This window comes from Hymenobacter translucens, assembly GCF_020685205.1.
Lineage (GTDB): Bacteria > Bacteroidota > Bacteroidia > Cytophagales > Hymenobacteraceae > Hymenobacter > Hymenobacter translucens.
Genome location: NZ_JAJERB010000005.1, coordinates 218,034 through 230,599 on the forward strand (window position 1 = coordinate 218,034; position 12,566 = coordinate 230,599).

Consider the following 12,566-nt stretch of genomic DNA (forward strand, 5'->3'; position numbering starts at 1 on the left):
ATCCGGCTAGCTCCGGGGCTGAAGCTGGTAGCTGACCGACGCCTGCACTGCCTGATTCCGGAGGCTGCCGTGGTACCCGCCACCGTAGCTACCGAACTCCTGGCGCAAGTACAGCAGCCCCGTGGAAGCGCGCAGGCCCAGCCCGAACCCGGCCGGCAGCTTTACGCCCAGTCCGGCGCACAAAGCCACGTCGAACCGCTCGTACCGGTCAGTGGCGGGGCGCTCAAAGTCGGAGTTGTAGGTCCCGACGATGGAGCCCACCGACTCGTTGCCTTTTTCATGGGCGAACAGCAGCAGGCTGCCCTGGGGTCCGGCTTCGAGGTAAAAACGGCCAAAATTGACCTGAACCAGCACCGGCAGATCGAGGTAGGAGCGCCGGAGGCGGTAGTCGGCCTTATAGCTGCCATCGGCTACGCTGCGGTCGTCGACGCTAAGGCCGGTGTTCTGGCGGCTGAACTGCAAACCGGGCCGCAGGGAAAACCGGGTATTCAGCTTATGCTCGTAGAATACGCCAAGCTGGTAGCCCAGATGCTCCGTGGCAGCGGCGGTGCGGTCGGTGCGGCCGGACTTGTCGGTGATGGTGGCAGTCGTTACCCCGGCTGTAACGCCGAACTGGGCGTGGGCGGCAGTGGTTAGCAGAAGCGTAATGGCTACCGGCAGTGCCAGGTGAAGTAGTTTCATGGGTCAGATAAACAGGCAGGGTGAAAATTGGCCTGACAGGGCACTGCGGTAGGGAGGCCGGCCAGCGGGCAGAAGTTGCATAGCGTCCGCCGATAAATCCGCGGGTGCTTTTTCAGCCGGCTTTTTCGCAGGGGCCCGGGTCCGCGGCCGGTAAAAGCCGCTGCACCAGTTTCGCCTTCTGTCCACCAAGAGCTGGGGCGTATTCCTGTCGGTGGTGGCGATGCTGGCCGGGCAGTTGCAGGCCGAAGGCCACGCCTGCCTGTCGCCGGGCGGCTGTTATCGGCCCTACTACGGCCGGGGGCCAGACGGTGCCGGTTTCGTCGGTGTACGACTACTGCCGGGACGTGACCTTCCGGCTGATTGACCGGTACCATCCGCTCACGAATCTGTCGAAAAACAAGTTTGAGTTTGCCGGCACCGACCGGAACCGTCACCTGGCAGCTCCGCACCGGCTGCCGCTGGTGCCTTTGCTCCGCCTGGCCCGGGCCAACCACATTCTGTAAACCACTCTTACTCCGCTCTCCTGCAGCCCCGCCCCGGCATCTTTCGCCGGGCCCCGGCCAACTACTACGCCCGGCTCTGGCACCTGCCCGGCATCAGCATCGACCAGCTCAGCTACGGATTTGCCTACGACGACGTGGCCGATCAGTCGGCCACTCTGCACACAGCCCAGCCGACGAAGGTAATAGCTACTTTCGGGGGCTATGCCGGCTCCGCGCCGCCGGCTACGGGCGTTGCCACCATGTACAAGGACTGCAACTACACGGCACCGCCGTGGCCCTGCCCGTAGGCGACTACAACCTGGCCGCCCTGCAAAGCCGGGGCATTCTCAACGACGACATTTCCTCTCTACGCGGCAACAGCGGCTATCAGGTGGTACTAAATGAGAACGACAATCTTACGGGCGGCATCCTTACCATCGGCTCCGCCGGCAACGGCTGCCTGGTCAGCAACCCGCTGGGCACCGGCAACTGGAACGACAAGGCCACCTCACTGCGGGTGCGTACTGCCACTGCCTCCACCTTCAGCTTGACCCTGCAGGCTGAGGCAGCCAACGTGAACAGCGGCATGACGGTGGAGGCCTGCTCCGACGCGGGCGGCGGCCAGAACATGGGCTATGTAGATGTCGGCGACTACCTCGTCTGAAACAACATCAGCTTTCCTACTTTGGGCGCTTATACCATTGAGTACCGGCCGGCGTGTACACGCTCGTAGTTGTAACCCCGGGTCAGGAAACGGTTACCCGGCGCTTTCTTAAATAGCCGCTGAAGCAGGGTTAATTCCAACCCCAAAAATCAAAAAACGGCTGAAGCTCCCGGGGGCTTCAGCCGTTTTTTGATTTGCAGCTACTAGCTGGCAACAGGCTACTGGCCGTTGCCGCCCATGCCAGCCAGGTTTTCCTCGGCGGCCGAGGCATCCGAGGCCGTATCCGCACCGGCGCCGCCCTTACGGCGCTTCGCCAGGTAGCTCAACCCCAGGGCGACCAGGGCGGCTCCGCCAACCACTTTCTGGGTGGTGGTCAGCTTGCCTTTGCCCAGCTTCTTGATCTTTTTGGTTGCCCCGCCGAGCAGGGACTTCTTACCGGCTTTGGTTTTCTTGGTCTTTTTCATGACTTCTGCGAATAGTGGAAGAGCTTGGTCGGTTCGGTTGTGGGAAAGGGTGGAAGCAGGTATTCGCAGCCGCCCCCCGCAAGGTTGCCGCAGAAGCAATCCTTAACATTGAACCGGGCGCGAACAGTCACCTTACGGTTCGGGAGCTAAATGTCGTCGGGGCTGGCGGCGGGGCGCTTGCCGGCACTGCCGTGCGACTTGCCCGACTTCGGGCTTTTCCGGCTTTTGCGGGCGGGAGCTGCCGGGGCGGCTTCCTCGGCTTCCGCTTCTTCCGGCTCTTTCTCGTTTTTGGCTTCGAGCAGCTTGGGCAAACTCAGGTTGGGCATCTGGAAGGCGGACTTGCCCCCATCCGCGTCCTGAAACTTGGTCAGGTACAGGTAGCCTGCGGCCAGCAGCCCCAGGCCCCCGAACAGCTTCTGGCCGGCGCTGAGCTTACTGATTTCCTTGCTGATCTGCCGGAACTTGCGAATCGTGACGACGGCGGCGTCGAGCAGGTCGTCTTCCAGCTCTTCTTTCTTCGAATGCTTCTTTTTGTGCTTGCCCATACGAGTGCGGAATAAGAGAAATCGAAAAGCCGGCGGGGCCGGACGGCGGCACAGTGCCAAGCGGGGTATTCGCAGGCAAGGCCCCGAAGGTTTCCGCGGACGACTCTTACCCCTGCCGGGCGGCTTCCAGGATTTTCGCCGTGGTGTGCAGAAAGCGCGTGGTCGTCTGCCGGCCCAGCAGCTTGTCGAGAAAGGTGGTGCCGGCCGGCGCCCGCCCGTCGAGCAGGTGCCAGACCACAAAGGCCTCGTGACCGGTGAGGTGGATGATTTCCATGTCGCCCTTCGGCGAAAGCAGGGGCAGACTCAGCCCGGTGGGAGCCGGCTCTTTGAGCAGCATCAGACACAGGCGCATGTTGTCCGTAACGGCAAGGTGGCCGAAGGCATTGAGGGTCAGCAGCTCTTCCAACTCGTCGGGTGTGCGCAGAAACGTGGGCACGGCGTAGCCCAGGGCCTGTGCCAGGTGCTGCTCGATGCGGGCGGTGAGGGCGGCGCGGTCCGGCTCGTCAGAAGCGAAGAACACGTTGCCGGTCTGGATGTAGGTGCGCACGTTGGCCAGGCCCAGCTCCGCGAACAGGCGGCGCAGCTCCTCCATCTTCACGCGGTGGCCGCCCACGTTGATTCCGCGAAGCAGGGCAATGTAGGTGGTCATGGTTGTTGATTGTTAAAGTCTGACTGCGGTGTGCTGATTAACATCTAATAACAATCAGCACTCAACACCTAATCGAAATTAGCGCGCTGGCCCAGGGCTTTTTCTACGGCCTCGTCGGGACTGCGGCAGGAAAGGCAGGCGGCCGAAAATAGGCATGCTGACCCGAAGGTGGGCGTCCGAAGGTTTTACACTAACGGACCGACCGTAACTTAGAGGCCAATTAAGACCTATTATAGCTGGCGGCAAGCCGGCTGCTTATTTTGCTGGTATTATGCGCTACTGCCTTGTGCTGCTCGTCCTGCTGATTCTGGCCGGCTGCTCGCCCCGGGTCCGCACCGTGCTTAACGACGTGTCCCGCCCGGCCCTGCCGGCTGACGCGCACGTGGTAATTCTCGACGAAAACACACCCGCGCCCAAAGGCACGCTCCTGCTGGGCAGCATCAGCATCGGCGACACCGGCTTCTCGGCCGGCTGCAGCTTCGACAAGGTTCTGGAAATTGCCACCGCCCGCGCCCGGCAGCTGGGCGGCAACCTGGTCAAGCTTACCCGCCTCACCCCACCCGACGAGCACAGCACCTGCTTCCGCATCGAGGCTGACCTGCTTTCGGCTGCCGACCTGCCCGCTCTGGCTACCGCAGTGGCCCGGGAAAAAGACGCCCGCCAGGCTTCCTACCTGCTGGCCGGCACGCCCTACGCTTTGCTTTACCTTTACTGCCCCGCCAGCCCCGAAAACCTGAAAGCCTACGACGTGCTGGTTGATAAGCGCGTGCTGTACCGGGCCAACCGCCACACGATGCGGGTACTCAAGATCAATCGGGCCGGCACCTACACCATCCGCCCCGACTCCCCCACCGCCGAGCCGCTGACGCTGACAATGGAGCCGGGCCAGGAATATTTCGTGCGCTGCGACGCCCAGCCCGGCCGCGACGACCGGCCGGTACTCACCAAGATGAAAAACACCGAGGGCCGGCAGCAGACGAGCACCATCCCCTGGACCGGGGGCGGCATTTAAGTGCCGAGCACGGTTCAGCGAATGCCCTTCTTAGCCTCCGGTAACCTTGCGCTTGCTTATGCCCGCTTTCAGATCACTGCCCCGGCCGCTATTCGTATCTACTGAAGCAGCAGCTCTCCACGCCGCTTCCGCCAGCTTTGGGTAAGCCAACCGGCCAGCAGAGCCGCTTCCAGGCCCAGCGCCATTCCGGCCGCGGCCATGGCGAAGGTAGACGGGCAGGGCGGGCAGGGGCTGCCGGGCAGGCAGGGCTCGCACCGGATGCTGCCAAAGTAAAACCAGCCGTACCAGCCCAGGCCCGCCGTAAGCAGGGCCAGCAGCAGGTACCATTTCGTAGCGTTGCGCATAGGTATTCAGGTTGGATGGGTTGGCTCAGGTTGGGTCGGTAAAGTATTCCTCCACTTTGCTATTCGCAACAGGCGGTATTGTTTAATTAGGCGGTCATGCTGAGCTCGGCGAAGCATCTCGCGTGCTGATGTTAGAATTACCAATTCAACGAAGCGGTAGAGATGCTTCGGCTTCGCTCAGCATGACGTTTCTTAGGAAGTCGAATGACTGTCAACGCCACCACCCGCGCGCGGCGTATTCCGGCGGCGGAGACTTTTTCAGGACCCGTTCAGATTCGGCAGAGTTGATACCTTAGCCGGGCCCGAAAACGATTCTCCCTACCCCCGCCTGAAGCCGGCGGGCAGCCCTCCCCTCTTATGCAAACCGAAGCAGACGTACTCGTAATTGGCGCGGGCCTGGCGGGCTTGGTAGCAGCTTCCGAGCTGGCAGCAGCCGGCAAAACCGTGCTGCTGCTCGACCAGGAGTCCGAGCAGAACATGGGCGGGCAGGCATTCTGGTCGTTTGGCGGGCTGTTCCTGGTCGACTCGCCCGAGCAGCGCCGCCTGGGCATCCGGGACTCCTATGAGCTGGCGTTGCAGGACTGGCTGGGCAATGCCGGCTTCGACCGGGCGGAGGATGCCTGGCCCCGGCGCTGGGCCGAGTCCTACGTGGGGTGGTCGGCGGGCGAAAAGCGCAGCTGGCTCCTGCAGGCCGGAATGAAGTTTTTCCCGGTGGTAGGCTGGGCCGAGCGGGGCGGGTACGGGTCCATAGGGCCCGGCAACTCGGTGCCCCGCTTCCACGTGACCTGGGGCACCGGTACCGGCGTGGTAGCGCCGTTTGAGTTCCGGGTGCGGGAGGCAGTAAAGAAAGGCCTGATTACCCTGAAGTTTCGCCACCGCGTGACCGAGCTGACGGTGGAAGGCGGGGCCGTAGTGGGCGTCCGCGGAGAGGTGCTGGAGCCGAGCGCGGCGCCCCGGGGCGAGAAAAGCTCCCGGCAGGCGGTGGGCGCTTTTGCGTTCCGGGCCCCGGCCGTCATTGTGACGGCCGGCGGGCTGGGCGCCAACCACGACCTGGTGCGCCGCAACTGGCCAACCTCCCTTGGCACCCCGCCGGCCCACATGCTTTCCGGCGTACCCGAGCACGTCGACGGGCTGATGCTGGGCATCAGCGAAAAGGCCGGGGGCCGCCTGATCAACCAGGACCGGATGTGGCACTACACCGAGGGCGTCATCAACTGGAGCCCGGTCTGGGCCCGGCACGGCATCCGCATCCTGCCGGGGCCGTCGTCCTTGTGGCTCGATGCCCGGGGCCGCCGCCTGCCCGCGCCCCTGTTCCCGGGCTTCGACACGCTGGGCACGCTGGCGCACCTGCGGCAGACCGGCCACGACTACAGCTGGTTTATCCTCACCCAGAAGATCATCCGCAAGGAGTTTGCCCTGTCCGGCTCCGAGCAGAACCCGGACCTGACCAACAAAAGCTGGCGGCAGACCCTGGGTCGGGCCGTGGGCAAGGGCGCGCCGGCTCCGGTAGAGGCGTTTAAAACCCACGGCGTCGACTTTATCGTGCGCGACACGCTGGCCGAGCTGGTGCAGGGTATGAACGAGCTGACCGGGGAAAACCTGCTCGACCCGGCGCAGGTGGAAAAGGAAATCCGGGGCCGGGACGCCCAGCTCGACAATGCCTTCAGCAAAGACGCCCAGATAACGGCCATCCGCGGGGCCCGGCACTACCTCGGCGACAAGCTGATCCGCACGGCCCCGCCCCACAAGCTGCTCGACCCCACCAAGGGCCCGCTCATTGCCGTGCGCCTGCACGTCATCACCCGCAAAAGCCTCGGCGGACTGGAAACCGACCTGTCGGCCCGGGTGCTGGGCGCCGACGGGCAGCCGGTGCCGGGGCTGTACGCGGCGGGCGAAGTGGCCGGGTTCGGCGGGGGTGGCATGCACGGCTACCGGGCCCTGGAAGGCACCTTCCTGGGTGGCTGCCTCTACTCCGGCCGCATTGCCGGCCGGGCCGTGGCCGAGGCGCTGGGAAACCGGTAAGCGGGCCGGGCAACGCCGGGAAACTCCCGGGCTTTGGGCGCGGCAGCTTCAGGCATAAAAAGCCGATCGGGCCCTGGCTGTATGGAGTAAGCTAGTGAATGACGTAGGCGACGCTTTTGGTTTGCTTCATCTGACTGCGGAGGTAGTCTGGCCGAAGAGAATTAGCCGATGAGGCCCACGCGCCAAAAGCAAGAGCCGCCCCGCCGGATGGCAGGACGGCTCTTGAACGAAAGCCAAGGATCGGCCCGCGAATTTACTCGACGAGCAGGCGGGTGGTGCGCGGAGTCTGGCCGGCGAGGTCAGCCTGCAGCAGGTACACCCCGGGGGCAAGGCTGCGCACCGACACCTTCGGGCCCTTACCGGTGCGCACCGGCCGGCCCAGCGCGTCGAGCACGCGCACGGTGGCGGCAGCTTCTACCCCGACCAGTTCCACGTAGTCGTGGGCCGGGTTGGGGAAGGCCTGCAGGGCCGGCTGACCGGCGCTGGAGCGACGGCTGGCCAGCGTGATGCCTCCGTTCTGCACGAATAGCGGCATGGTGACCACAGAGGAGAGGCCGTTACCGATCTGACCGAAGCTGTTAATGCCCCAGGCCCAGAGCGTGCCATCGGTGCGGATGGCCATGGTAAAGAAGATCCCGGCCGATACGCTCTGCCAGTTGGTAGCTGTACCCACCTGAATGGGGACGAGCCGGTTTGTCGTGGTGCCGTCGCCCAACTGCCCACTGCCGTTGCTGCCCCAGGTCCACAGCGTGCCATCGGCCCGGATGCCGGCGGAGTGCGACTGGCTGGCCGAGATGCTGCGCCAGTTCGTGGCTGAACCGATCTGCACCGGCGCGTTCTGCTGGAGGCCAGTTCCATCACCGACGTGGCCTTCAAAGTTATACCCCCAGCCCCATGCGGTACCGTCGGTGCGGAGCGCCAGGGTGTGCCCGGTGCCGACAGCGATGCTCTGCCAGTTGGTAGCCGTACCGATCTGTACCGGAGTGTTCTGCCGGATGGTAGTACCATCGCCGAGCTGGCCGTTGTTATTAGTTCCCCAGGCCCACAGGGTGCCGTCGGTGCGAAGGGCAACGCTATGATTCAGGCCGGCCGCGACGGTGCGCCAGTTGGAGGCCGTTCCTACCTGGGCCGGGATACTACGATTGGTAACGGTACCATCACCGAGCACCCCGTTCCCGTTGTTGCCCCACGACCACAGGGTCCCGTCGGTGCGGACCGCCAGGGTATGGTTGAGGCCGGCAGATACGCTTTGCCAGTTGCTGGCCGTGCCGATCTGCACCGGAGTTGAGCGATTGGTGGTGGTGCCGTCGCCAAGTTGGCCATTGATATTTTGTCCCCAACCCCACAGAGTGCCATCAGGTCTGATGGCCATCGTATGATTAGCAAACGTTGACACCATTTGCCACCCTGGCGAAGCAGCAACTGCTCCCGGGGTGTTGCGGTTGGTGGTGGTACCGTCGCCGAGCTGGCCGTTGCTATTTTGTCCCCACGACCACAGGGTGCCGTCAGTCCGGGTTGCCAGCGCATGGTTAGCGCCTCCCGAAGCCCGCTGCCAGTTGGTGGCCGTACCTACCTGCTCGGGAAGGGCCCGTATATCGTTGGGTACCGTCGTGATTCCGAGCTGCCCCTGGCTGTTGCTGCCCCAGGCCCATAATGCTCCGTCGGTGCGCAGCGCTACCGTGTGGCTGGACCCGGCGGCAACACTTTGCCAGCTCGTCTGCGTGCCCACTTGCGCAGGGTTGGTGCGGTTGATATTGGTGCCATCACCGAGCTGGCCCTGGGCGTTGCCACCCCAGGCCCACAGCGTGCCATCCGTACGGATGGCTGCGGTGTGGGTGCCACCGACGGCTACGCTGCGCCAGTTGGCAGCTGTCCCAACCTGTGCAAAGGTGTTGCGGTTCGTGGTGGTGCTGTTACCAAGCTGGCCGAAGGAATTATTGCCCGTGGCCCAAAGCGTGCCGTCTGCACGAATGGCGGCGGTGTGGTTTCCGAGTCCGGTTGCCAGGCTACGCCAGTCGGTAGCCGTGCCAACCTGCGTCGGGATAAGCTTACCGGCATTGGTACCGTCGCCAAGCTGGCCCTGGAAGTTATCGCCCCAAGTCCAGAGGGTACCATCCGTGCGGATAGCCGTCGTATGGTTAGGGCCGGCGGCTACGCTTTGCCAGTTAGTGGCCGTGCCGATCTGGGTCGGGGTAATGCGGTCAGTAGTGGTGCCGTCGCCGAGCTGGCCGGTGTTATTGCGGCCCCAGGCCCAGAGCGTACCGTCGGCACGAATGGCCACGGTATGGTTCTGACCGGTCGCTATGCTGCGCCAGAGAGCGGTTCCCACTTGAACGGGAGCTGGCCGGCTGGTCGTGGTGCCGTCACCGAGCTGGCCCCAACCATTAAAGCCCCAGGCCCACAGGGTGCCGTCGACGCGTAGTGCGACCGTGTGAATGACTCCGGTAGCCACACTCTGCCAGTTTCGGGCCGCACCGGCCTGCGCGGGGGCCGTGCGCATCGTCGTGGAGCCGTCGCCGACCTGACCATAAAAGTTACTGCCCCAGGCCCAAAGGGTGCCGTCCGGGTGAATAGAAGCCGTGTGAGCACCGCCGGCAGCGATCCGCTGCGCCTGGGCCGGGCCCATGCCAAGCAACAGGACTATAAGAAGCAGCAAGCGGTGCGAAAGGGCCGCACTTGCTTTGAACAGGCGAGGCCATGAAAATGAATACGTGTGAAGCATAGGCAAAAAGTGAAAAGTGAAATATTCATAAAGCAATCCGGTCTGGATTTGCTCTTGATTTTGAATAGCACTACCGGAAATCAGGGACAACTCACGCTCCTATGTCGTGTTTTGCGTGGAGCCGGCTAGGCTGTTGCAGATCTGCGGATTAGCCTCGCCCCAGGCCTGTGCGCAGGAGCAGAAGCCGCCCCGCCATGCGGCGAAGCAGCTCCTGCAAAAGCTCGGTCTGGCTACTCGACGAGCAGGCGGGTGGTGCGCGGAGTCTGGCCGGACAGGGCAACCTGCAGCAGGTACACCCCGGGGGCAAGGCCGCGCACCGACACCTTTGGGCCCTTACCGGTGCGCACCGGCCGGCCCAGCGCGTCGAGCACGCGCACGGTGGCGGCAGCTTCTACCCCGACCAGTTCCACGTAGTCATGGGCCGGGTTGGGGAAAGCCTGCAGCGACGGCTGACCGGCGCTGGAGCTACGGCTGGCCAGCGTGATGCCCCCGTTCTGCACGAATAGGGGCGTGGTGACAGTCGACGAGAAACCCAGGCCCAGCTGGCCCTGGTTGTTGTTGCCCCAGGCCCAGAGCGTGCCATCGGTGCGGATGGCCATGGTGAAGAAGATTCCAGCCGATACACTCTGCCAGTTCATACCGACACCCACCTGCACGGGAGCGAGTCGCCTGGTCGTGGTGCCGTCGCCGAGCTGGCCGTTCTGATTCTGCCCCCAGGTCCACAGCGTGCCATCGGCCCGGATGCCGGCGGAGTGCGACTGGCTGGCCGAGATGCTCTGCCAGTTAGTGGCCGTGCCGATCTGTACCGGGGCAAGCTGCTGCACGCCGGTGCCGTCGCCGACGTGGCCATCAAAATTGTACCCCCAGCCCCACGCCGTACCGTCGGTGCGGAGCGCCAGGGTGTGCCCGGTGCCGACGGCGATGCTCTGCCAGTTGGTAGCCGTACCGATCTGTACCGGGGTAAGCTGCTGCAGGCCGGTGCCGTCGCCGAGCTGGCCGTTGCCATTTTGTCCCCAGGCCCACAGGGTGCCATCGGTGCGGAGAGCGACGTTGTGATTGATGCCGGCCGCTACAGTGCGCCAGTTGGTGGCCGTTCCCACCTGGGCCGGGGTACTGCGGTTGGTACCGGTACCATCACCGAGCACGCCACCCCCGCTGGCTCCCCACGACCACAGGGTCCCGTCGGTGCGGACCGCTACGGTATGGTTTAGGCCGGTAGCAACACTCTGCCAGTTGCTGGCCGTGCCGATCTGCACCGGGGTCGTCCGCTGGATGGTGGTGCCGTCGCCCAGCTGACCGATGTTGTTTAACCCCCATCCCCACAGGGTCCCATCGGCCCGGATAGCCATGGTGTGATTGGCAAACGTGGACACCATCCGCCACGCTGTAGAGCCCGCCACCGGACCCGGGGCGTTGCGGTTGGAGGTTGCACCGTCGCCGAGCTGGCCGTTGAAATTACTTCCCCACGACCAGAGGCTGCCGTCGGTCCGGATGGCCATCGTATGAAAATTGCCAGCCGAAACCCGCTGCCAGTTGGTGGCGGTACCGACCTGCTCGGGAACGGGACGGATATCTGTAGGCACCGTGGGAATGCCGATCTGCCCGAGGGTATTAGTGCCCCAGGCCCATAATGCGCCGTCGGTGCGCAGGGCCAGCGTATGGTTAGCCCCGGCCGCAATGCTTTGCCAGGTCGTGAGCGTACCCACCTGTGCGGGGCTGGTGCGATTGGTCGTGGTTCCGTCGCCGAGCTGACCGGAAACGTTGCCACCCCAGGTCCACAGCGTACCATCGGTGCGCAGGGCCACCGTGTGGGTGCCGCCGATGGCTACGCTGCGCCAGGTAGTAGCCGTGCCAACTTGGGCGAAGGTGTTGCGGAAGGTAGTCGTGCCATCGCCCAGCTGTCCAAAGAAGTTGCTGCCAGCGGCCCAGAGCGTGCCATCCGTGCGAATGGCGAAGGTATGGTCGCCGAGTCCGGTAGCTACGCTGCGCCAGGTGGTAGCTGTACCGGCCTGCACCGGAAACAGACGGTTGGTATTGGTGCCATCACCGAGCTGACCGGCCGTATTGCGGCCCCAGGCCCACAGCGTACCATCGGTCCGGATGGCTACCGTGTGGAAGCTGCCGGCGCCGACGCTTTGCCAGTTGGTGGCCGTCCCGATTTGAACGGGGGTGCTTCGCATGGTCGTGGTACCATCGCCCAGCTGGCCTTCGTTGTTGCGGCCCCAGGCCCAGAGCGTACCATCGGCGCGGATGGCCACGGTGTGGTTGATGCCAGCCGCCACGCTGCGCCAGTTGGTAGCCGTCCCTACCTGCCCGGGAGCTGCGCGGTCAGTGGTGGTGCCGTCGCCGAGCTGGTTTTGAAAGTTGCCGCCCCAGGCCCAGAGGGTGCCGTCGGTCCGGATGGCCATCGTGTGGCTCCCCCCGGCGGCCACGCTCTGCCAGTTTCTGGCCGTTCCGGCCTGCGCGGGGGCCATGCGCATGGTCGTAGTGCCGTCACCTATTTGGCCAGAGGTGTTGTTACCCCAGGCCCAGAGCGTGCCGTCCGGGTGAATGGATGCCGTGTGGTTGGCGCCGCCTGCTATCTGCTGGGCCCGGGCGGGGCCGAAACCCAGCAGCAGGGACAGCAGCACCAGCAGGCGGGAGGGGAAGCCGGCGCCTGCAGCGGGCAGGCGTAGCCGGGAAAGTGAGTACGGGTGAGGCATAGGCTCGACGTTTGAAAAAATGAAGTATTCCGGGAAAAGGATGTTATATAACAAAGTTATCCCCGGCCATGAGCCCGCGCAATACCTGGAATCAGGTATAATTCACCCTAGTTGCGGTGGCTTTTCGATGAGTCCTTGCTTTTCCTATGCTTCGGAAACGCTACTGGCGCGAGCTAGTGGCTCGTGTCGTGCATAGGGGTTCGCGCCCATAGCACTGAGCCGGGCATCTCTGCATTCGGGAATACCGGAGTGCCGCCCGGACTGAAGGAGAGGCATAAC

General features: G+C 64.2%; 12 protein-coding genes. 5 read left to right on the forward strand and 7 right to left on the reverse strand.

Going from position 1 to position 12,566, the window contains the following annotated elements; all coding sequences use genetic code 11:
• Positions 1–6 precede the first annotated feature (6 nt).
• Positions 7–681, reverse strand: a complete 675-nt coding sequence (locus LJY25_RS13015; protein WP_227608783.1) for a porin family protein — start codon at positions 679–681, stop codon at positions 7–9.
• Between the two features lie 308 nt (positions 682–989).
• Here LJY25_RS13015 and LJY25_RS13020 point away from each other — a divergent pair, with 308 nt between their 5' ends.
• The 3 genes from LJY25_RS13020 to LJY25_RS13030 are packed head-to-tail and all read left to right on the forward strand — an operon-like array spanning position 990 to position 1,827.
• Complete coding sequence (locus LJY25_RS13020) at positions 990–1,184, forward strand: hypothetical protein (protein ID WP_227608784.1); 195 nt, start codon at positions 990–992, stop codon at positions 1,182–1,184.
• Positions 1,185–1,222: 38 nt separating this feature from the next.
• Positions 1,223–1,471, forward strand: coding sequence for a beta-1,3-glucanase family protein (locus LJY25_RS21450; RefSeq protein ID WP_227608901.1), 249 nt, complete (start codon positions 1,223–1,225; stop codon positions 1,469–1,471).
• Positions 1,456–1,827, forward strand: a complete 372-nt coding sequence (locus LJY25_RS13030; RefSeq protein ID WP_227608785.1) for a hypothetical protein — start codon at positions 1,456–1,458, stop codon at positions 1,825–1,827. Before LJY25_RS21450 ends, LJY25_RS13030 begins: the two co-directional genes overlap by 16 nt.
• Positions 1,828–2,045: 218 nt before the next feature.
• Here LJY25_RS13030 and LJY25_RS13035 read toward each other — a convergent pair whose 3' ends face one another.
• The 3 genes from LJY25_RS13035 to LJY25_RS13045 all read right to left on the reverse strand — a co-directional run bounded on the left by LJY25_RS13035 (position 2,046) and on the right by LJY25_RS13045 (position 3,485).
• A complete protein-coding gene (locus LJY25_RS13035; RefSeq protein WP_227608786.1) occupies positions 2,046–2,291 on the reverse strand; it encodes a hypothetical protein in 246 nt (81 codons plus the stop codon).
• Positions 2,292–2,437: 146 nt separating this feature from the next.
• Positions 2,438–2,836 (reverse strand): hypothetical protein, encoded by a 399-nt coding sequence (locus LJY25_RS13040; protein WP_227608787.1) that lies wholly within the window; start codon positions 2,834–2,836, stop codon positions 2,438–2,440.
• A gap of 106 nt (positions 2,837–2,942) precedes the next feature.
• Positions 2,943–3,485 (reverse strand): DUF1697 domain-containing protein, encoded by a 543-nt coding sequence (locus tag LJY25_RS13045; RefSeq protein ID WP_227608788.1) that lies wholly within the window; start codon positions 3,483–3,485, stop codon positions 2,943–2,945.
• A 271-nt stretch (positions 3,486–3,756) separates the two neighbouring features.
• On the opposite strand from LJY25_RS13045, the gene LJY25_RS13050 reads away from it, so the two are divergent.
• Positions 3,757–4,497, forward strand: a complete 741-nt coding sequence (locus LJY25_RS13050) for a DUF2846 domain-containing protein (protein WP_227608789.1) — start codon at positions 3,757–3,759, stop codon at positions 4,495–4,497.
• Between the two features lie 98 nt (positions 4,498–4,595).
• Here the strand turns inward: LJY25_RS13050 and LJY25_RS13055 are convergent, their stop codons facing one another.
• Positions 4,596–4,841, reverse strand: a complete 246-nt coding sequence (locus LJY25_RS13055; RefSeq protein ID WP_227608790.1) for a hypothetical protein — start codon at positions 4,839–4,841, stop codon at positions 4,596–4,598.
• A 357-nt stretch (positions 4,842–5,198) separates the two neighbouring features.
• On the opposite strand from LJY25_RS13055, the gene LJY25_RS13060 reads away from it, so the two are divergent.
• Complete coding sequence (locus LJY25_RS13060) at positions 5,199–6,863, forward strand: FAD-binding dehydrogenase (protein WP_227608791.1); 1,665 nt, start codon at positions 5,199–5,201, stop codon at positions 6,861–6,863.
• Between the two features lie 253 nt (positions 6,864–7,116).
• Here the strand turns inward: LJY25_RS13060 and LJY25_RS13065 are convergent, their stop codons facing one another.
• Both LJY25_RS13065 and LJY25_RS13070 read right to left on the reverse strand, forming a co-directional pair.
• Positions 7,117–9,519 carry an RCC1 domain-containing protein gene (locus LJY25_RS13065; protein WP_227608792.1) on the reverse strand — a complete coding sequence of 801 codons (2,403 nt, stop codon included), beginning with the start codon at positions 9,517–9,519 and terminating at the stop codon, positions 7,117–7,119.
• 296 nt (positions 9,520–9,815) lie between these two features.
• Positions 9,816–12,287, reverse strand: coding sequence for an RCC1 domain-containing protein (locus LJY25_RS13070; protein ID WP_227608793.1), 2,472 nt, complete (start codon positions 12,285–12,287; stop codon positions 9,816–9,818).
• Positions 12,288–12,566: the final 279 nt, after the last annotated feature.

What these genes read in the sequence shown, in the direction of transcription:
- LJY25_RS13050 (WP_227608789.1), top strand. Translation starts at nt 3,757, where the DNA reads ATGCGCTACTGCCTTGTGCTGCTCGTCCTGCTGATTCTGGCCGGCTGC.
- LJY25_RS13045 (WP_227608788.1), bottom strand. Translation starts at nt 3,485, where the DNA reads ATGACCACCTACATTGCCCTGCTTCGCGGAATCAACGTGGGCGGCCAC.
- LJY25_RS13015 (WP_227608783.1), bottom strand. Translation starts at nt 681, where the DNA reads ATGAAACTACTTCACCTGGCACTGCCGGTAGCCATTACGCTTCTGCTA.
- LJY25_RS13035 (WP_227608786.1), bottom strand. Translation starts at nt 2,291, where the DNA reads ATGAAAAAGACCAAGAAAACCAAAGCCGGTAAGAAGTCCCTGCTCGGC.
- LJY25_RS13060 (WP_227608791.1), top strand. Translation starts at nt 5,199, where the DNA reads ATGCAAACCGAAGCAGACGTACTCGTAATTGGCGCGGGCCTGGCGGGC.
- LJY25_RS13055 (WP_227608790.1), bottom strand. Translation starts at nt 4,841, where the DNA reads ATGCGCAACGCTACGAAATGGTACCTGCTGCTGGCCCTGCTTACGGCG.
- LJY25_RS13040 (WP_227608787.1), bottom strand. Translation starts at nt 2,836, where the DNA reads ATGGGCAAGCACAAAAAGAAGCATTCGAAGAAAGAAGAGCTGGAAGAC.
- LJY25_RS13070 (WP_227608793.1), bottom strand. Translation starts at nt 12,287, where the DNA reads ATGCCTCACCCGTACTCACTTTCCCGGCTACGCCTGCCCGCTGCAGGC.